The organism is Lentzea kentuckyensis (genome assembly GCF_002150765.1).
GTDB classification, from domain to species: Bacteria; Actinomycetota; Actinomycetes; order Mycobacteriales; family Pseudonocardiaceae; genus Lentzea; species Lentzea kentuckyensis.
The window spans coordinates 22,664-42,467 of sequence record NZ_MUYM01000072.1 but is presented as its reverse complement, the minus strand read 5'-3'; the positions used below and the strand labels follow the sequence as shown (position 1 = coordinate 42,467).

The window sequence follows — 19,804 nt, the reverse complement described above, 5'->3', positions numbered from 1 at the left end:
TCCGAATTCGCTTCGCGGCAACCGGAAGAATTCAGGGAATCTGAGCGGCGATGGTCGATCGATGTTGACAGCGTTCAAAGCGTGCGGTTACGGTCGGACATCGTGCGGTTACGTTCAGACACGACGCGTCCTGGACCAAGTGCGCAGTGCAGCGCCGCTTGAACGGTCCGGACCTGCGAAAACTCATGGGGGGAGCCATGTGGACGCTGTCGCGCCGCAGTGCCCGTTCACTGCTGACGTCACGTCACTCGTCGATCCCGGCTTCTACGGCCAGGGCGTGCCACACGCCCTCTGGGCGGAGATGCGGCGCAGTTCACCGGTAACCCGGCAAACACTTCCGGACGGCCGCGAATTCTGGTCGGTCACGTCTTTTAGGGACGCATCGGAAGTTCTGCAGAATGCCGCGGTGTTCTCCTCGCAACGAGGAACATTGCTGGATCAGCTCGGCCGCGACGATCCGGCGGGTGGAATGCAACTAGTGGTCACCGATCCGCCCCGGCACACCACTCTGAGAATGCCCTTGCAGCAGGCGCTCGCGGCAAAACCGGTGACCGGAATGCGCGAGCGATTCCGCGAGGTCGTCATTGACGCGCTCGCGCCGCTGGCCGACGGCCGGGGTTATGACCTGGCCGCACACATGCGACGGCTGGCCATGGGGGTCATGGGCACCCTCATGGACCTGCCGGTCGACGACTGGGCACGCCTCACCGAACTCAGCGTGGCTTCCATCGCGCCCGACGACCCGTTCTTCAGCCGGCCCGGCGCGGCCGAATCCTCGCTCGGGGAGACCCATCGCGAGCTCCTGGTCTTCTTCCACGACGTCGTGCGCCACCGGCGAGCGCACCTCGGTGACGATCTCGTCAGCCTGCTCATCGAGACCGACTGGGACGGTCGTCCGCTGAACCAGCGCGAGGTGGTCTCGAACTGCTACAGCCTGCTGCTCGGCGGGAACGTGACGATCTCCCAGGTGCCGGTGACCACCCTGGCCGACCTCATGGGAACGTCCACACTGGACAGCTGGGCGGCCGACCCTTCCCTGCTGGGCAGCGGGGTCGAGGAGGCCCTGCGCTGGGCCACCCCCAACACGCACTTCCTGCGCTATGCCGTCCAGGACACGGAGTTGCGGGGACAGCGGATCACCGCGGGCGACGCCGTGGTGGTCTGGCTGGCTTCCGCCAACCGGGACGAGGACGCCTTTCCCGACCCGTCCACCTTCGACGTCCGGCGCCGGCCGAACAGGCACCTGGCCTTCGGCCTCGGACCGCACTACTGCGTGGGGAACTCCGTCGTCCGCGACGTCCTGAAGCTGTTCTTCGCGGAGCTGTTCAGCCGGTTCACCGACCTGGTCCAGACAGGGCCAGGGGTGCGGCTGCGCTCCCACACGATCTCGGGATGGGCGTCGCTGCCGATCACCGCCGAACCACGCGTGCCGCACGGGCAGGCCGCCTACTGATGACGCTGACGACAGGAGAACGAAACGTGGGCCGTTCCGCACTGGTCACGGGAGGCAATCGAGGGATCGGCCTGGCGATCGCGCGGCGGCTCGCCGCCGGTGGCGACAGCGTCACCGTCACCTCGCGGTCGGGCGAACCGGTCGAGGGTCTGTCCGTGGTGCCGTGCGACGTGCGGGACCTGGCCTCGGTCGAGTCCGCGTTCGCGTCCGTGGAAAAGGACCAGGGACCGGTCGAGGTGCTGGTCGCCAACGCCGGGATCACGTCGGACCGGATGTTCGCCGCGCTGAAGGACGACGTGTTCACCGACGTGGTGGACACGAACCTCACCGGCGCGTACCGGGTGGCGAAGCGTGCCGTGCGCGGCATGATGCGGGCGCGCCAGGGCCGGATGATCTTCATCTCCTCGGTCGTGGGCCTGTACGGGTGGCCTGGTCAGGCGAACTACGCGGCCTCGAAAGCGGGCCTCGTCGGGCTCGCCAGGTCGCTCGCGCGTGAGCTCGGACCGCTGGGGATCACCGCCAACGTGGTGGCACCTGGACTGGTCGACACCGACATGGCCGCGGTGCTCTCGGAAGAACGCGAGGCCGCGATTCTCGGGACGGTGCCGCTCGGCAGGAAGGCGGACGCGGACGAGGTCGCCGCGGTCGTCGCCTTCCTCGCCGGGCCGGACGCGGCCTACCTCACCGGCGCCGTGATCCCGGTCGACGGCGGCCTCGGAATGGGTCACTGAGCACCGGTCTGTTCCCCTGCACACGAACCAACTGGGAGATGCACATGACGTCGGCGGCTTTCAACGAGGCTGAGTTCCGCACCTGGCTCATCGACCGCATCGCGGCGGTCCTGAAACGAGATCCTTCCGCCATCGACGCGGACACGCCGCTGGTCGACTACGGCGTCGACTCGCTGTACGCGCTGGCCATCGTGGACGACATCGAGAACCACCTCGGTGTCTCCGTCGAGGCCACGATGATGTGGGACTACCCGTCCGTGGCAGCACTGACGTCAGCGCTCGCTGACCAGCTCACCGCCCACTGACCTGGGACGGCCACGCCGTGCTTCAGCCGAAGGGCATCTCATCGATGAATCCACGGGTCGACTCGGTCCGCAACCTCGCTGACGTGGTGCACGAGCACGCGGTGACCACGCCGGCGGGACTGGCCATCGCGCACGTGACCGACGCAACCGCGGACGGCTCGGTCCACGAACTCACCTACCGGGAACTGGATCTGGCGGCCCGCAGGATCGCCGGCGTGCTGGCGCTCGTGTGCCGGCCGGGTGACCGGGCGCTGTTGCTGTACCCCGACGGTGCCGACTTCGCCGCGGCGTTCCTCGGATGTCTCTACGCGGGCGTCGTCGCGGTGCCGTCCCCGTTGCCCGGCAGCTATCGGCACCAGCAACGCCGGGTCGCGGCGATCGCCGCCGATGCCGAGCCCGCCGCGGTGCTGACCGCCGAGGCGACCCGGGCCGAGGTGACGACGTTCATGGACACGGCCGGACTCCGGCGGACCGCGTTCGTCGTCACTTCGGCGAGTGAGGCTCCGCCGGTGGACGAGCCGATCGCCACCGCGCCCGATTCGTTGGCCCTGCTGCAGTACACGTCGGGCTCCACCGGTAGCCCCAAGGGCGTCATGCTGACCCAGGCCAACATCGCCGAGAACGCGGCGATGCTCGTGTCCAACTTCGGGATGAGCGCCACCACCAAGTTCGGCGCCTGGATACCGCACTACCACGACATGGGGTTGATGGGCCTGATCCTTCCGGCGTGGTACGTCGGGAGCTCCGCGACGATCATGAGTCCGACCGCGTTCCTGAGGCGCCCCGTGCGCTGGCTGGAAGTCGTGGACGAACACGACCTCGACTGGTCGGCGGCGCCCAACTTCGCCTACGACCTGTGCGCCCGCATGGTCACCGACGACCAACTCGATGGGCTGGACCTTTCTCGTTGGCGCTACGCGGCGAACGGCTCGGAGCGGGTGCAGGCCGGCACCCTCGACGCGTTCGCCGAGCGGTTCGCCCCTGCCGGTTTCCGCCGGGAGGCGCTCAACCCCTGCTACGGCCTGGCGGAGGCCACGGTCTTCGTCTCCGGAACGGGACACCGCCCGCCGGTGGTCCGCCGGGTCGACGAAGCGGATCTCAGCGCGGGAACCATGACCGCGGCGAACGTCCCCGCTCCCACCCCGGCCACCCGTGACCTGGTCAGCTGCGGGATCGTCCGGGACCTCGACGCCCTGGTCGTCGATCCGGAGGACGGCACCGTGCTGCCGCGGGGCCGGGTCGGCGAGCTGTGGCTGCGCGGGCCGAGCGTCGGTGCCGGCTACTGGCGCAATCCCGAAGAGACGGAACGGGTGTTCAACGGCACCACCGCCGACGGTCGCTCCGGGTACCTGCGCACGGGTGATCTCGCGGTGATCGACCACGATGACGAGCTCTACGTCACCGGCCGCATCAAGGAGTTGATCATCGTCCGCGGGCGCAACATCTACCCGCAGGACATCGAGCACACCATCAGGGAGGAGATCCCCGACTTCCGCGGGCTCTTCGGCGCGGCGTTCGGGGTGAGCAGCCACGCGGGCGACGAGCTGATCGCGGTGGTGCACGAGGTCAGGCCGGGGCTGAAGGAGGAGCAGCTCGCGGAGATCGGCGGTGCCGTCAAGCTGACGGTCGCCCGCGAGATCGGCGTCCTCGCCGCGGCCGTCCAGCTCGTCCGCCGAGGCTCGGTGGAGCGCACCACCAGTGGGAAGGTCCAACGGCTGGCCATCCGCGACGCCTTTCTCCGCGGCCGCAGCAAGGCGCTGTGGTCCGCCGTCGATCCCGAGATCGCGCTGAGCGACGACGGGTCCGGATCATGACCTGGACGCCGGGCGCACGGCTCGGCCAGATCGAGGCGGCGCTCGAACAGGCGGCACGTCCCGGCGGAGCGTTGTGCCCGGACACGTTGCTGGCGCTGGACGACAAGGAGGTCTTTCCCGCTGCCGCCGCGGCGTTCCTCGACGACCTGGAGATCCATCGCCTCTACGTCGACCGCCGCAACGGAGGCGAGCTCGACCACCTCTTCGACCTCACGAGCCTGGTGCGGCTGCTCGCCCGGCGAGACCTCACCCTGGCCGTCGGCCATCCGAAGACGTTTCTCGGGGCCGCCTCGGTCTGGCTCGGTGGCGACAGCGGGCAGCGACGCCGGTTGGCCGAGCGGATCAACGGTCGCGCGATCGTCTCGTGGGGGCTGACCGAACGCGCGCACGGCGCCGACCTGCTCGCCGGCGAGCTCAGGGCGACACCGGCCGATCAGGGCTGGGTGCTCACCGGCGAGAAGTGGTTGATCAACAACGCGACCCGCGGAGATCTGGTCAGCGTGCTCGCGCGGACGCGCCCGGAGGGCGGACCCCGTGGCTTCAGCGTGATCCTGTTCGACAAGGACCGCGCTGATCCGCGAACCTGGACGGCGACGCCGAAGCTGCCGACGCACGGCATCCGCGGCGCGGACATCAGCGGCATCTCGTTCCACGAGACCGCTGTCGACGCCCAGGCCGTGATCGGCCCGCTCGGCTCCGGTGTCGAAACCACGCTGAAGGCACTGCAGTTGACGCGCACGATGTGCTGCGGCCTGTCGTTGGGCGCGCTCGACCACGCGTTGGCGCTCGGCCTGCGGTTCCTGCGGGAGCGGCGGCTGTACGGCAAGACACTCGCGGACCTGCCGCATCTCCAGCAGGAACTCGGCCGAAGCATCGCCGCACTGCACACGGCGGAAGCCATGAGCTTCGCCGCGGCCAGCACCGCCGGCAACGCCCCGGAGGAGCTGTCGCTGATCTCGGCGGTGACCAAGGCACTGGTGCCGGAAGTGTGCCAGGAAGCGATCACCAGGATCGGGGAACTGCTCGGGCTCAGGGGTTTTCTGACCGCGAACGAGCCCTACCGGGCCTTCCAGAAGCTCGACCGTGATCACCGCATCGTCAGCATCTTCGACGGCAGCACGGCGGTGTGCCGAAACCTGACGGTCGAGCATTTCCCGGTCCTGACCAGATCGGGTCGGAAGCCGGCCGGCCGCTCAGGCGTGTTCGGCACGCCGTCGCAGCCGTGGGATCCGAGCAGGCTGCGGCTGCTCGCCCGCTCCTGCTGGCTGATCCCGGCGATGGCGGAAGACTGCGAGGCCATCGCCGCGCAGGCCACCGCGGGGGAGGTGCCGGCGGCCGCCGCGAGCCTCGCGGCGGCGGCTCTGCGAAGCCTGCGACGAGTACTGGGGGAGATGGCCGACGTCGATCGCGGACCGCGGCAGGTGCCTCAGGAAGCATTCGACATCGCACGGGATTTCGAGCTGTGCCTGGCCGCGGCGGCCATCTGTCGGTTGTGGACGGACGGGGCCGCGACGACCAGACACCTGCGGCTGTGGCAGGACGGCCTGTGGCTGACCTCGGCCCTCAAGCTGATCGTCGACCGGCTCCCGTCGCGGGACACACCCGAGCACGACGTCTTCGGCGTGCTCGGCCGGCTCGCGCTGGACGACGGTGGCCACGAGGCCCTGTCGATCTTCCCTCGCGGGGAGGGACGATGACGCCGCCAGCTCGGCAGCACGGGCTCGAACAGCTGCTCGGTGATCCCTTCGACCCTGGGAACCCGTTGGGGTTCAAGAACATCCTGGCCGCCGACGAGGCGGGGTCCATGTTCGCCGCCGGGGAGCAGGCGCTGACCCGGTGGGGCCTGAACCTGGAGTTCGTCCCGCCCGAACTCGGCGGACGGCTGAACCGGCTGGACGACCTGGTCGAGATCATGCGGTCGGTCTACCGCCGAGACCCGTGCCTGGGACTCGGCTACGGCGCGAGCTCCTTCATCGCCGGGGTCAACATCTGGGCGGCCGGCAGTGCCGAACAACGCCGGTGCGCCGCGGACATGCTCGCCGCGGGCAGGCGCATCTCGGTGGCGTACCACGAGTTGGCTCACGGCAACGACATGGCGGAAACCGAATGCCGCGCCGACATCGACGGCGACGAACTTCGCCTCAACGGCCGCAAAGAGGTGGTGACGAACCTCGAACGCAGTGAGGCGTTCGTGCTGTTCGCCCGCACCAGCGCCAAGGCAGGAGCCAGGAGCCACTCGCAGCTCTTCGTCGACAAGGCGCAGCTGCACGCCACGGGATCGAGGTACCTGCCGCGGTTCCACACCGCTGGAATGCGCGGAGTCGAGCTCGGCGGCATCGAGTTCGACGACTGCCGGGTGCCGGCCTCGACGCTGATGGGCGCACCGGGAACGGGTCTGGAAAACGCCCTGCGGTCGTTCCAGGTGACCCGCACGACGCTGGTGGCCATGTTCGGCGGCGTACTCGACACCGGCATCCGCACCGCGCTGCGGCACACGACGCGCCGCCGTCTCTACGGCGGCTCCGCGATCGACCTGCCGCACGTCCGAGCGGTGATCGCGGGAGCCCACGCCGACCTGCTCGCGGCCGACTGCTTCGCCGCGGTGGCGGCACGGGCGCTGCACGTCGTCCCCGCGGAAGCCGCGATCTACGCCCAAGCCGTGAAGTTCTTCGTGCCGAAGATCCTCATCGACGCGATGAACGACCTCACCGGTGTGCTCGGCGCGCACTTCTACCTGCGCGACGGCGAGACGGCGATCTTCCAGAAACTGCTGCGGGACATCCAGCCCGCCGGGTTCGGGCACGCCGCACGTGCCGCCTGCCAGGTCTCGTTGTTCCCGCGGTTACCGCTGCTGGCCCGCCGAAGTTGGTCCCAGCCCAAAGCGTTGCCCGACAACGTCTTCGTGCCGGACGCCGAGTTGCCGCCGTTCGACTTCGCCGCCCTCGGGGTCGGCATGGGCGGACAGGAGAGCCTGGCGACCTCGCTCGCAGTGGGGCTCGCGGAGATCGAGAGCGACGGCGAGGTGAGCGGGCTGGTCGAGAACGCGGAGTACTTCGTCGCCGAGCTCGCTTCGCTCACCGGACGGTGTGCGGATCTCGACATCGCCGGTCTCGGCATTGCCGCCGACCCCGCGGTCTACGACCTCGTCGAGCGTTATGCCCGCGTGCTGGTGGCCAGCGCGTGCTTCGAGACGTGGCGGCGCTCGCGGAGCGCGAACAGCGCGTCGTTCACCGCGGACGCGCGCTGGCCCGCGGCGGTCCTGCATCGGCTGCGCGCCGCGGCCGAGGTCCGGCCACGAAGTCTTCCCCCGCACCTGACCGGCTTCCTCGTGGACGAAGCCATGTCCCGCATGCGTTCGGGACGGGGTTTCGGACTCGCCGAGCCCTCCTATCTCTGATCACCCGACCTGTCCACGAGGAGAACAATGACCTCCGCGCCACTGGCGATGCGCCGCGACGTGACTCAGCCGCTGAACCCGGCGCCTGAGCTGCTGTCCGCCGATGCGGCGGGTGGCATCACGGAGATCGCCATGCCGATGACGACACCGGGTGCCGGTCGGACCTGGCTGGTCACGAACGCCGAAGAGATCCGTCGGGTGCTCGGCGATCCCGAAACCTTCAGCAACGTGCTGCGGCTGCCGTCCGGTGGACCTGGGGGAGACGCGTCACCCACCGGACCCGGATCGCTGCTGGGGCTCGATCCGCCAGAGCACACCCGGCTGCGGGGACTCCTCACCTCCGAGTTCAGCGCGCGCCGCATCGCCGGTCTGCGTCCCGCCATCGAGCAGATCGCGCAGTCGGTGCTGAGCCGTTTCCGCGACGACGACCGTGCCGATCTCGTCGCCCAGTTCGCCCAGCCCGTCCCGGCCATCGTGATCGCCGAACTGCTGGGCGTGCCGAGCACGGACCGCGACGAGTTCTGCCGCCGCAGCGGCATCGCCATCGACACCCGGCTCGCCCCGCTGGCACGGGCGCACAACCGCGCCGAAATGCAGTCCTACATGGGCGATCTGGTGCGCGGCCTGCGCCGGGCGCCGGGCAAAGGCCTTCTCGGTGACCTGGTTCGCCGGCACGGTGCGGAGCTGACCGACGCCGAGCTCGTCGCGATGGGAAACCTGTTGCTCCTGGCAGGCCACGAGACGACCTCCAGCCTCATCGGGCAGAGCATCCTCCTGCTGCTGGAGCGGCCGTCCGACCGTCAGGTCATGCTGCGCGACCAGAAGTCCGCGGCCAGGGGAGTAGAGGATCTCCTGCGGTTCCTCACCGTGTTCCACTTCTCGTTGCCACGCACGGTGCGGCGCGACGTCGTCATCGCGGGGACCGCCGTCAGTTCGGGCGACCGCGTCCTCTGTTCCTTTCCGGTGGCGAATCGTGACCCGCACCGGTACCAACCGGTGGAGTTCGTGCCCTCCCGCGCGCCCGCACCGCATCTCGCGTTCGGCCACGGCATCCACTACTGCCTCGGCGCACCGCTCGCGCGCCTGGAGATGCAGATCGTGCTGCCGGCGCTGTTCGCCGCGTTTCCCGAGATCCGCCTCGACGTCCAGGACGGCGTCACCTTCCGGGACGGCTCCCTGACCTTCGGCCTGGAGACCCTGCCGGTGGCGCTTCGATGAAACTCGGGCTGAACATCGGCTATCTGGGAGCCGGCTACGCGTCCAACGGCCTCGAACTGGCGGTCGAGGCCGACCGCCTCGGGTACGACGTCTGCTGGGTCGCCGAGTCGCACGGGTCCGACGCGGCGACGATGCTGGCATGGGTCGCCGCCCACACCGACCGGATCGGCGTCGGCTCGTCGGTGTTCCAGATTCCCGCCAGGTCACCGGCGATGACGGCGATGACCGCGGTCACCCTGGACACGTTGTCACAAGGACGTTTCCGGCTCGGGCTCGGTGTGTCCGGCCCGCAGGTGTCGGAGGGATGGCACGGCGTCCGCTGGGCGAAACCGCTGGGCCGGCTGCGCGACTACGCCGAGATCACCCGCAAGGCGCTGCGACGTGAGCTGCTCACCCACGATGGTCCACATTGGACGCTGCCGCTGCCGGACGGCCCCGGCAAGCCGCTGATGCTGAGCCTGCGCCCAGTCCAGGAACGCATTCCCCTCTACCTGGCGGCCATCGGACCGGCGAGTCTGGAGCTGGTCGGCGAGATCGCCGACGGCTGGCTGGCGTCGTTCTTCTCCCCGGACTTCGCGCGAGAGTTGCTGCGGCACGTCGAAACGGGAAGGCGACGGGCAGGCACGGACCTCCAGGACTTCGACGTCGTCGCCATGACGCCCATCGCCGTCGGTGACGACGTCAGGGCCTGCGCCGACGCGGTTCGCTGGTACGCGGCGCTGTACCTCGGCGGCATGGGCAGCCAGGAGCACAACTACTACAACCAGCTGGCCTGCCGGATGGGCTTCGCGCAGGAGGCCGCGGAAGTCCAGGAGAGGTACCTGGAAAGGGATTTCTCCGGCGCGGCGGCCGCGGTGCCGTTCGACTTCCTGGACGCGACCTCGTTGCTCGGGCCGAAACGGCGCATCGCCGGCCGGATGCGGGACTTCGCCGCGGCCGGCGTCACGACGCTGGCGGTGTCGCCGTTCGGGAGACGAGGGCTTCAGGACGGACCGGCGGCGCTGAGAGTCGCCGCCGACGCGCTCGGCGTCGTGAACCAGGACCTACCGATCGAGGGGCCTTGATGACCATGGCGGACGCTGACGTTGTTCTCGTGCCGCAGCCTTGCCCGGTTCCTTTCCGGGACTGCTCGCAACGCACTGGAGACATCGGCTGGGCACAACAGGTTCGGTGGAAGGACCACCGGCTGGCCGGGATCAGGGGCCTGAGCGACGACCTGTGCTTCAGCACGACGGTCCCGGCAGGCACGAAGATCGACGACTTCCTGACGGCGATCGTCCGGATGGTGAGCCGGCACGAATCCCTGCGCACGCGGTTCCACGTCGTCGGCAACCGCGTCGTCAGCCAGGAGTCCGTCGGCGGTGGCGAAGTGGACGTCGTCCGCTACCAGGTGCCGCCCGGTCAGGCGCTGACCGACGAACTCCTCCGCGGCCGGACCGCCGAAGAGCCTCTCGACATCCAGAACGGCCTTCCCTTCCGCGCGGGCTTCGCGGCCGCGGACGGAGAAGTGACCCACGTGGCGTTCTGCGTCGCACGCATGATCGCGGACGCCGCCGGCTGCGAGAACGTGGTCACGTCGTTCAGGTCGGAACTCGCGGCGATCACGCGGGACACCTCGGCGGAGCCGGGCCGGCCCTTCCAGCAACTCGACCAGGTCGGCTGGGAGACCTCCGCGGCCGGCCTTCGTGCCGAGCGCCAGGCACTGGACTACTGGCAGGAGCAGATGGCGGTCATCAACGCCCTGCCGCGACCGTCCTTCGCCGTCAGCGGACCCGTGCGCACGATCACGGCGCCCGTCGGATCACTGCTGGATTCCGCCGACGACGTGGCCCGGACGTCCGGGACGAGCTCCTCCGGGGTCCTGCTCACCGCCTTCCTGCTCGCCACCGCACAGCACTTCGACGTCGACGCCTTCGGCTGCTACCTGCACTGCTCGAACCGGAGTGACCTGGCCCGCCAGGAATCGATCACCCGGCTCAAGAACATGACCATGTACACGTACTCGCGCGGCCCGTCGGACTTCCGGTCCGCGGTACGTGAAGTGTTCCGCGGCTCGCTCTCGGCGTATCGCCACGCCCAGTCGCCCGGCGAGTTGTTCCTGCCCCGGTTGGGCGTTGACCCGGAACACGCGCCGTTCGTCCATTTCAACGACGTCCGCTCGGTCGTCGCCAGGGACGGCTGGACCGGACCGGCCCAGCGGACGGAGCCCGGTGCGGCGGCGGATCCGGACGAGCCCGCGATCACCGAGACCCCGGCGGAGCGCACGAACGTCCCCGCCACCCTCAACCTCGGGGTCGGGCCGATCATGGGCGCGTCGGCGAAACCGGTCCTGACCTTCGAGACGAACCTCCTGCGCGCGGACGGCATCGCGCGACTCGTGGAGCGGATGCACCACATCCTTGCCGCGGCACGTCACCAGCGATGAGCGTCGGCGAAAAGAAAAGACTGTTTCTCGCGACGACCCGCGACTAACTTTCGCCGACGTGACTGGCGAAGTGATCATCCTGACCGGACCGCCCGCCTCGGGGAAGACGACGGTGGCCGCGCTGCTCGCCACCGGCGCGGACACCCCGACCGTGAACCTGACGACCGACCAGTTCTACCGCTCGATCCGCACGGGGTTCGTGCTGCCGTTCCTGCCAGCGGCGCAACGGCAGAACGAGGTCGTCATCGACGCGATCGTGGCCACCGTCGCGACCTTCGCGCGCGGCGGCTACGACGTCGTGGTCGACGGCATCCTCGGACCCTGGTTCCTGGCGCCGTTCCGGGCGCTCGTGGAGCAGACGACAGTGTCCTATGTGGTCCTCCGGCCCTCTCTGGACGTCACGCTGGCGCGGGCACGTGAGCGGGTCGGTGACGAACTGAAGAACGTCGAGGCGATCACCGGCCTGCATGAGGCGTTCGGCCGGTTGGGAGATCTGGAGGGGCACGCGCTCGACTCCGGGGATCTCGACGCGGAGCAGACGGCCGCGGAGGTCCGGCGCGTTCTCGCGGCCGGCCGGCATCGGCTCGCGTAGCTCCGTCATCGCGGACATTCCACTTTTTTCGGTGAACCTGTGCCCGGACCTGAATGAGCCTTCGCGAGCGCTTGTTCGCGACTCGTGGCATCATCGCGAAAATCGCGTCGGCTGGGTGGAGGGTTTCGTGCCGGAGTATCTCATTTCGCAACGCGACAGCCGGGAAGAACGGGCCGAGCAGGTCGCCGCGGTACGGTCGGTGTACCGGTACAACATGGAGATGGGTTTCCCGGTCGCCGCAGGTACGACGGAGGAGGACGGTCCGGCGAAGCGCTGGCAGGTCAAATCCCTCGAAGCCCAGGAAAAGCTCCGGATGAACCTGCGCCTGCTCAAGCGCAGGGGCCGGTGGAATTTCGTCAACGAACTGCAGCCGCTGGCACCGTTGCGACTGGCGGCGATGATCCGGTCCGACGACATGGCCGGACTCGTCGACTACTTCATGCCGGTGCCGGGCGGCACGACGGGCGAAATGAGACAAAAGAGCCTGGACGAATTCCGAGAAGTTTTCGCATTGATCCAGCCGCCGTCGATCGTCGAGCGATTCGAGACGGACGAATACTTCGCCGAGTGCTTCGTGGCCGGTCCGGACCCGACCCGGCTGCACCGGATGACCGCCGTCCCCGGCAAGTTCCCGATCACCTCGGCGCACCTCACCGCGGTGCCGGGGTTCGAGAGCGACGACCTGGAGTCCGCCATCGCGGCGGGCCGGGTGTACTGGGTGGACTACGAGGCGATGTCCGAACTGGACAACGGCAAGCACCCGCAGGCGCCGAAGTACATGTACGCGCCGATGGCCGCGTTCTGCGTCCCCCGCGGCGGTGGGGCGCTGCGGCCGTTCGCGATCCAGTGCGGGCAGGACCCGGCGGGCCGCGACATCTACACCCCGGCCGACGGCTACTCGTGGAAACTCGCCAAGAACTGCGTGCTGTCCGCGCACAACACCTACCACGAGGTGTTGACCCACCTGGGTTTCACGCACCTGATGAGCGAGCCCGTGCTGTTGGCCGCCGTGCGCAACCTCGCGGCCAACCACCCGGTCGCCGTGTTGCTGAAGCGCCACTTCGAGGGCACGTTCTCGATCAACAAGCTCGCGGTCGAGCTGCTGATCCAGCCGGGCAAGGCGGTCGAGTACCTGATCGGGTCCGACCTGGCCAGCACCTACCCGTGGCTCGCCAAGCACCGCGCGAACCGGTCGTTCCGCGGCAACTACCTGCCGGCGACGCTCGCGGCGACCGGCACCGCGGGCAGCCGCGAGCTGCCGCACTTCCCGTACCGCGACGACGGTCTGCTGGTGTGGCAAGCGATCTCGGAGTGGGTCGGCACCTTCGTCGGCGCCTACTACCGCACCGACGCCGACGTCGTGAGCGACCACGAACTGCAGGCGTGGGCCGCCGAGGTCGCCTCACCGGACGGTGGTCAGGTCCGTGACTTCGGTGCCACGCCGGGGCAGGTCGCCGATGTGCAGGACCTCGTCGAGATCCTGACCATGGTGATCTGGACGGCCGGGCCGCAGCACGCGGCGGTCAACTTCGCGCAGAAGGACCACATGGCCTTCCTACCGGCCAACCCGCTGGCCGGCTACACCCCCGAACCGACCGGCAGGGGCCACACCGAGACCGACTGGCTCGACAACCTGCCGCCGCTCGACGTGGCCGTGCAGCAGTTCTGCGTCATGAACTTCCTCGGCTCCATCCACCACACGGTCCTCGGCGACTACGAGGACGACTTCAGGAACACCCCCGTGTCCGCAGGACACCAGCGCTTCCAGGCCGATCTCGGCAGCATCGAGGCCGAGATCGTCGCCCGCAACCGGCGCAGGGCGATGCCGTACGAGTACCTGCGTCCGTCGCTGATCCCCAACAGCACCAACATCTAGCGGGAGCCATGAGCACACCGAGCACGCAATGGCAGGAGGTCGTCGCGCCGGACGAGGCGCGGCGGCACCAGGACCAGGCCGACCTGTTCGTCGAGATGCAGCGGCGCAAGTCCGCGAAGTTCGGCACGGGCCGGGCGTTGCACCGCAAGCAACGCCCGGCGCTGCGAGCCACCCTCGAAGTGCCCGCCGACCTGCCGGAGGAGGCCAGGCACGGCATCTTGGCCACCGAGGCGAGCTACGACGTGTGGGTGCGGCTGTCCAACGGCGGGTTCGACCGGGCGCGCGACCGGACACCGGACATCCGCGGGTTCGCGTTCAAGGTGCTCGGCGTGACCGGCGAGTCCGTGTTCGGCGGCCCGGCGGCGAGCCAGGACTTCGTGCTGATCAACCACGAGAAGTTCAGCTCCTCGACCAGCAGGGAGTTCAGCCAGATCACCACGGCCGGTGGCGGTGGCCTGCCGGGCATCCTGCGCGCCCTGCTCCGCTCACCGCGCCTGCTCGGTGACCTCAAGGAGGTGCGCGGCGCCCTGAACAAGCCCTTCACCGGGTTCGCCACCGAGGACTTCTTCAGCGCGGCCCCGATCTCCTGCGGCCCCTACGCCGTCCGGGTCCGGCTGCGGGCCGCCTCGGACCGGGTGAACCCGCACGCCGCGGACGACTGGTCGGCCGACGTCCACGGCCGCCTGGCCGAAGCCCCGCTGGTGCACGAGCTGCAGGTGCAGTTCTTCGTCGACGAGGCGCGCACCCCGATCGAGGACGCCGCGGCGATCTGGGACTCGCCGTACCGGACGGTGGCGCGACTCGTGATCGGCCGGCAGGAACCGGACGAGGAGTTCGCCGCCCAGGTGGAGGCCGCGAAGTTCGACCCGTGGAACGCACTGGCCGAACACCGCCCGCTGGGCGAGGTGATGCGCGCCCGCAAGGTCGCGTACCGCCCGAGCCAGCTGAATCGGGGCGCCAAGTAGCCCTTCCGGGCGAACGCGGCCGTGCGTACGGGCGCAGACCGATACGGTGATCCCGATGGACTGGGGAGCACGTTTCGAGGAAGCGCTGCGGGTGGCGCAGGCCGCGCAGTCCGCCGAGACCCTGTCGGCGGCGGTGACGGCGGGGCGCAGGGCCGTGGCGGAACAGGGAGGGGCGAGGTACCGCTCACCCCTCGCCGGGATCCTGTACGACCGGTTCCGGTGCGGGGGCGCGGTCGCCGACCTGCACGAGGCACGAGAGCTGGAACGGGCCGCGTTCGCCGACGACCCCGACAACGCCCTCCAGGTCGGCGACTACGCCTTGCTGCTGCACATGCTGTACCGGCAGACCGGCGATCCGGGCGACCTGGCCGAGGCCGAGTCGCTGGCCCGCCACGCGATGGCGCTGCGTCCCGACCGTCCCCTACATCACCGGATGCTCTCGCGGGTGCTGCGGGCGGTCTTCGAGCGCACCGGCGAGCGGCACGTGCTCGCGGAGGCGGTGGCGCTGTCCCGTGCGGCCGTCGACCTGCCGGACGACCAGAAGGATCCCGCGCATTACCAGTACTCCTACGCGTTGGCGCTCGCCGACTGGTACGACGCGGTGGGTGACCTGGACGCGCTGGACCACGCGATCACCGAGGCTCGCAAGGCCGTCACGATGTCCCCGGTCGGCGCGGAGAGCACGATCGAACGTCAGGAACACCTGTGCGCGATGCTGGACACCCGCTGGGAGCGGACGGGCTCGGCGCGGGACAAGGCCGTGCTCGTCGAAGCCCACACGCTGGCGGCCACGATCGCGCCGCCGGGCCACGAGGCCAGGGACCGGGCAGAGCGGAACCTGAGGGCGCTCAACGCTTCCCCGCGCGCGACGACCGTGCCGGACCAGGCAGAGCTGCTCGCGGCGGAGGCCGTGCGCCGCATCGCGCGGTACCAGCAGACCGGCGAGCCCGGCCTGCTGGTGGAGGGGATCGCACTCGCCAGGGCCGCCGTGGAGTCCGGCACGCCGATCCGCGAGCGTCGCGCGAGTCACCTGGACACGCTGGCCACGGCGTTGCTCGAACTCGCCAGGGCCAGGGGCGGTGACCTCGCGGAATCTCTTGAGCTGCACGGGCAAGCGATCGATCTGGATCCATGCGCACGGCACCTCGCGAACGCGAGTGTCACATTGCTCGCGGTGTTCGCGGAGAACAGTGAACTCGCCGTCGTGAACAAGGCGATCGAACTCGCCCGTGCGGCCGTCGCCCGGCTGCCGAGCGCCGCCAACCTCGGTCAGCTGGCGGTGTGCCTGAGCAAAAGGTACGACGCGACCGGCGAACTGGCCGTGCTGGAGGAAGCGGTGACCACCGGGCGGTCCGCGACCCGGATCCCGGACGAGGGAGACTTCCTGCACCACGCCGGCAATCTCGCCGCGATGTTGTCCTCCTGGTACGACCGCACCGGTGATCCCGCCGCGTTGCGGGAGAGCGTTGAGGTGCATCGCCGGGTGGTCGACGGTGTGCCCGCGAGCCACCCGGAGCGGGCGCGTCATCTCGGCAACCTGGGCGCGGTGCAGCACACGCTCTTCGATCGCCACGGTGACAGAACCGCGCTGGACGCCGCGATCGCCGCCCACCGCGCCGCTCTCGCTCTCACCCCTGGGAAGCACCTGGACCGGGCCGTTCGCCTGACGAACCTGAGCGAGGTGCTGCAGTCGCGAGGCGAGGTCGACGAGGCCGTCGCGCTGGCGCGGGAGGCGGTCCGATACGACCGGCACTTCGGCCGGACCCGCACGCTGAGCGTGCTCGGCCGCGCGCTTCGGGCCCGGTACGCGCAGACCGGCGATCGTGCCGCGCTGACCGAGGCGTTGGAGGTGCTGCGCACCGCCGCCGGGTTCGCGGCCTCGCCGGTCGACGACCGTCTGGAGGCAGCCATCGACTGGGGCGACCTGGCAGCGGACACCGGACGCGCCGAGGAGGCCGCCGTGGGGTTCGCCACCGCCGTGGGGTTGTTGCCCCGCCTGGCTTCCCGACGGCTCGGCCGCGACGACGCCCAGTACTGGCTGCGCCGCTTCAGCGGCCTCGGCGCCAAGGCCGCCGCGTGCGCGCTCACCGCAGGCAGCCCGGCGGGCGCGGTCGTCGCGCTGGAGGTCGGCCGCGGCGTGCTCGCCGCCCAAGCACTCGACTCCCGCGCCGACCTGGGCGCGCTGCACGAGGACGCGCCGGAGCTCGCCGCGCGGTTCGAGCAGGTGAGCGAGGCGATCGAGAGCGAACGGGACGCGGACCGGATGGCGCTGGCGGCGTCCTTCGAGGACGTGCTGGCCGACATCCGCGCGCTCCCCGGCCACGAGGAGTTCCTGCGACGCCCGACGTTCGCGGAACTGACCGAGGTGGCCGCAGAAGGGCCGATCGTGCTCGTCAACACGAGCGCGCACCGCAGCGACGCCCTGATCGTGACGCCCAGCGGGGTGCGAGCCGTTGCCCTGCCGGAACTGGCAGAGGACGAGCTGCGGCGGCGTGTCACGGCGTTCCAGACCAGTCTCGCCGACGGTGACCGCCTCGTTCGCGACCAGGCGGTGCTGGAGACGCTCGAATGGCTGTGGCACACCGTCGCCCGCCCGGTGCTCGACGAGCTGGCACCTCCGGCGGGCAGCCTGCCCAGGGTGTGGTGGTCGCCGGTCGGCCCGCTGGCACTGCTCCCGCTGCACGCCGCCGGTGTCCACGGTGGACAGTGGGTCGGCGATCACGTCGTCTCCTCCTACACACCCACCATCCGCGCACTGCGGCACGCCCGGCGCGGCTCGGCGGGCACCGCTCCACACCAGCTGGTCGTCACGATGCCGGCCACGCCGAGAGCCCGCGACCTGCCGCACGCCGGACTCGAGGCCGAGGTGGTGGCCAGGATGCGACCCCGCACGGTGCTCCCGGGCTCGGCGGCCACCCGCACGGCGGTGCTGGAGGCCTTGACGAACACGACGTGGGCCCATTTCGCCTGCCACGGCCACGCCGACCCGGCGAACCCGTCCGAGAGCCACCTCCTGCTCGCCGACGAACCGTTGCGCGTACCCGACATCGCGCGCCTGCGGCTGGCCGACGCCGAGTTCGCCTACCTCTCGGCCTGCGACACCGCGAGGACCGAGCCGACGCTCTCGGACGAGGCGATCCACCTCGCCGCCGCGTTCCAGACGGCCGGGTTCCGCCATGTCGTCGGCACCCAGTGGGCCGTCTACGACGCGACGGCGGCGAAGGTGGCGGAGAAGGTCTACCAACAGATTCTGGGCAGGGCCGGGCCGGATGCCGGCCGTTCCGCCGTGGCTCTGCACCGGGTGCAGTCGGCGCTGCGGAACAGGGTTCCGGCCGAGCCATCGCGGTGGGCGAGCTACCTGCACGCCGGAGCGTGAGGCCGCGGCGCTATGCTGCCTGAAAGATCCGCTGGGGGGCGATCACATGACCGGTGCCGACTGGGGCCTGCGCGACTACTACGCGGGCGTCGAGGACCCGAACGTCAGCTACACCATCATTCTCGTTGCGGGCGAAGCACTTCCGCTCGCCGTGGTCAGGCAGACCGGCGCCGTCGAAGAAGCCTTCACGCACAACCTGCGCTGGGAACCCTCGGACCTGCTCAGCCGCGTGCCCGCCGAACCGCGGTGGACCGCCCGACCGGCGAACGTCGGCTACGCCAACGGTTTCCTCGTCGAACTGGTGCAGGTGATCCGCGCGCGGCAGCACCTGTCCGAGTTCACCGACTACAAGTACTTCGCGGTCTTCCGCGCCACGCTCGACGTCCTCGACCTCTCCCTGGCGTACATGCTGGTGCGCCGCCCCGAGTTCTACGGCGACGAGGAATATGCGGGCCACAACATGTGGGAGTCGTGCGACAAGCTGCACGACATCGACCGCGGCGAGGACATGCGCCAGGAGTACGTCGCCATCAGCGCGGCCGAGGCGGGCGAGCTCAAACAGCGCATCGACGCCACGTGGGAGAACGACATCCTGCGCCACTACGTCGCCACCATCAACGGCAACCCGTTCTCCGTGGCCGGTGTGCCGCGCAAGGAGAATTCCTCGGTCGGCCCGATCATGTTCACGGCCGACGGCGAGTTCGTGCCCGGCGACCTGCTGAGCCAGATCGCCGACGAACCCAACGCCGGCGCCGAGGAGGTCACCCTCGACCACGCGATCGCCGTGATGGCCGCCCTCGTCCGCTTCCACCGCGACCAGAAGAAGGCCGAGCTGACCGGCGGCTACGCGATGTTCCAGCACCCCAACGACGTCCTGGACCTCGACTCCGCCTACGGCCTGACGCGCTCGCCGGACCCGGACGCCCCGGTAGTGCTGCCGCTGAGCGACTTCGAGGCGTACCGCCTCTTCCTGCGACTGACCGTGCGATCCGCGCGCCGCCAGGCCCGGCCCGTGGACGGCCACTACTACTTCGCCGTGCTCGACTCCCTGCGCGACGCCGCCGAGCCGGACAAGGCGTTCTCGCTCATCCGTTGCGCGGCCGACACGTCACCGCGGTGGGAGATGTTCCTGCGCGAGGGCGAATGGGTGCCCACCGCGAGCCCGCTGACGCTCGTCACGCTGCCGATCGACGCGGCCCAGGTGCAGCGGATCAAGGCGCGCCTGGTGACCGGGACCCGCTACTTCCAGGTCGTGAACGGTGAACCGGGCTTCATGGTGCTCATCCGGCACACCGCGACCACCGAGGAGACGCGGCAGCACCCGGACGCCCCGTGGCAGCCGTGCGACGTGCTCGGCCGCTGGCGGACCGAACCGACGTGGACGATCACCCAGCCGCCGTGGCTCGCGGCGCGGGAGAACGCCTGACCATTCCACGCGATCCGGCAACGCTTTCCCGGCGGCGTAACGACAGTTGTGAGCCCTCTGATACACATCGAGTGACCACCGATCAACCCGAGGGCACCGTGCCCGGCGTGCGGAACTCCGCCGCCGGTGTGCGGTTCAAGCGGGAGATCACGGTCAACGACGGCATCGCCGGGCTGGAGGGCGGCCCGGCCACCTGTACCGGGTCCGGGAGTTGAGCGGGCAGGCT

General features: G+C 69.9%; 15 protein-coding genes. All 15 read left to right on the top strand.

Annotated elements, in window-relative coordinates; genetic code table 11:
* Nucleotides 1-514: 514 nt before the first annotated feature.
* A complete protein-coding gene (locus B0F77_RS31045) occupies nt 515-1,453 on the top strand; it encodes a cytochrome P450 (protein ID WP_245848872.1) in 939 nt (312 codons plus the stop codon).
* Between the two features lie 26 nt (nt 1,454-1,479).
* Entirely contained in the window at nt 1,480-2,184 is a 705-nt protein-coding gene (gene fabG / locus B0F77_RS31040; RefSeq protein WP_086666556.1) for a 3-oxoacyl-ACP reductase FabG, read from the top strand.
* Nucleotides 2,185-2,228: 44 nt separating this feature from the next.
* Nucleotides 2,229-2,489 (top strand): acyl carrier protein, encoded by a 261-nt coding sequence (locus tag B0F77_RS31035; RefSeq protein ID WP_086666629.1) that lies wholly within the window; start codon nt 2,229-2,231, stop codon nt 2,487-2,489.
* Nucleotides 2,490-2,533: 44 nt separating this feature from the next.
* Nucleotides 2,534-4,303: a fatty acyl-AMP ligase gene (locus tag B0F77_RS31030; protein ID WP_086666555.1), complete on the top strand. Its 1,770-nt coding sequence runs from the start codon at nt 2,534-2,536 to the stop codon at nt 4,301-4,303.
* On the top strand, nt 4,300-6,000 hold the full coding sequence (locus B0F77_RS31025; RefSeq protein WP_086666554.1) for an acyl-CoA dehydrogenase family protein: 1,701 nt from the start codon (nt 4,300-4,302) through the stop codon (nt 5,998-6,000). Before B0F77_RS31030 ends, B0F77_RS31025 begins: the two co-directional genes overlap by 4 nt.
* Nucleotides 5,997-7,700, top strand: coding sequence for an acyl-CoA dehydrogenase family protein (locus B0F77_RS31020; RefSeq protein WP_086666553.1), 1,704 nt, complete (start codon nt 5,997-5,999; stop codon nt 7,698-7,700). Before B0F77_RS31025 ends, B0F77_RS31020 begins: the two co-directional genes overlap by 4 nt.
* A 27-nt stretch (nt 7,701-7,727) precedes the next feature.
* Nucleotides 7,728-8,918, top strand: a complete 1,191-nt coding sequence (locus B0F77_RS31015; RefSeq protein ID WP_086666552.1) for a cytochrome P450 — start codon at nt 7,728-7,730, stop codon at nt 8,916-8,918.
* Nucleotides 8,915-9,982, top strand: coding sequence for an LLM class F420-dependent oxidoreductase (locus tag B0F77_RS31010; protein ID WP_086666551.1), 1,068 nt, complete (start codon nt 8,915-8,917; stop codon nt 9,980-9,982). The genes B0F77_RS31015 and B0F77_RS31010 overlap by 4 nt, the downstream gene beginning before the upstream one ends.
* Nucleotides 9,982-11,343 carry a condensation domain-containing protein gene (locus B0F77_RS31005; protein WP_086666550.1) on the top strand — a complete coding sequence of 454 codons (1,362 nt, stop codon included), beginning with the start codon at nt 9,982-9,984 and terminating at the stop codon, nt 11,341-11,343. Before B0F77_RS31010 ends, B0F77_RS31005 begins: the two co-directional genes overlap by 1 nt.
* A 58-nt stretch (nt 11,344-11,401) precedes the next feature.
* The gene (locus B0F77_RS31000; protein WP_086666549.1) at nt 11,402-11,935 is read left to right on the top strand and encodes a phosphotransferase-like protein; all 534 of its coding nucleotides are present in this window, start codon (nt 11,402-11,404) and stop codon (nt 11,933-11,935) included.
* A gap of 127 nt (nt 11,936-12,062) precedes the next feature.
* Nucleotides 12,063-13,811 (top strand): lipoxygenase family protein, encoded by a 1,749-nt coding sequence (locus tag B0F77_RS30995; protein WP_158102866.1) that lies wholly within the window; start codon nt 12,063-12,065, stop codon nt 13,809-13,811.
* 8 nt (nt 13,812-13,819) lie between these two features.
* The gene (locus tag B0F77_RS30990; protein ID WP_086666547.1) at nt 13,820-14,776 is read left to right on the top strand and encodes a catalase family protein; all 957 of its coding nucleotides are present in this window, start codon (nt 13,820-13,822) and stop codon (nt 14,774-14,776) included.
* A 55-nt stretch (nt 14,777-14,831) separates the two neighbouring features.
* Nucleotides 14,832-18,152, top strand: a complete 3,321-nt coding sequence (locus tag B0F77_RS30985) for a CHAT domain-containing protein (RefSeq protein ID WP_143466983.1) — start codon at nt 14,832-14,834, stop codon at nt 18,150-18,152.
* A 46-nt stretch (nt 18,153-18,198) separates the two neighbouring features.
* Complete coding sequence (locus tag B0F77_RS30980) at nt 18,199-19,578, top strand: hypothetical protein (protein ID WP_086666545.1); 1,380 nt, start codon at nt 18,199-18,201, stop codon at nt 19,576-19,578.
* Between the two features lie 71 nt (nt 19,579-19,649).
* Nucleotides 19,650-19,793, top strand: a complete 144-nt coding sequence (locus B0F77_RS48125) for a hypothetical protein (protein WP_158102865.1) — start codon at nt 19,650-19,652, stop codon at nt 19,791-19,793.
* Nucleotides 19,794-19,804: the final 11 nt, after the last annotated feature.

Coding starts and splice junctions, on each gene's coding strand:
- B0F77_RS31015 (WP_086666552.1), top strand. CDS start 7,728: ATGACCTCCGCGCCACTGGCGATGCGCCGCGACGTGACTCAGCCGCTG.
- B0F77_RS31035 (WP_086666629.1), top strand. CDS start 2,229: ATGACGTCGGCGGCTTTCAACGAGGCTGAGTTCCGCACCTGGCTCATC.
- B0F77_RS31025 (WP_086666554.1), top strand. CDS start 4,300: ATGACCTGGACGCCGGGCGCACGGCTCGGCCAGATCGAGGCGGCGCTC.
- B0F77_RS31030 (WP_086666555.1), top strand. CDS start 2,534: ATGAATCCACGGGTCGACTCGGTCCGCAACCTCGCTGACGTGGTGCAC.
- B0F77_RS30980 (WP_086666545.1), top strand. CDS start 18,199: ATGACCGGTGCCGACTGGGGCCTGCGCGACTACTACGCGGGCGTCGAG.
- B0F77_RS30990 (WP_086666547.1), top strand. CDS start 13,820: ATGAGCACACCGAGCACGCAATGGCAGGAGGTCGTCGCGCCGGACGAG.
- B0F77_RS31005 (WP_086666550.1), top strand. CDS start 9,982: ATGACCATGGCGGACGCTGACGTTGTTCTCGTGCCGCAGCCTTGCCCG.
- B0F77_RS30985 (WP_143466983.1), top strand. CDS start 14,832: ATGGACTGGGGAGCACGTTTCGAGGAAGCGCTGCGGGTGGCGCAGGCC.
- B0F77_RS31010 (WP_086666551.1), top strand. CDS start 8,915: ATGAAACTCGGGCTGAACATCGGCTATCTGGGAGCCGGCTACGCGTCC.
- B0F77_RS31045 (WP_245848872.1), top strand. CDS start 515: ATGCCCTTGCAGCAGGCGCTCGCGGCAAAACCGGTGACCGGAATGCGC.
- B0F77_RS31020 (WP_086666553.1), top strand. CDS start 5,997: ATGACGCCGCCAGCTCGGCAGCACGGGCTCGAACAGCTGCTCGGTGAT.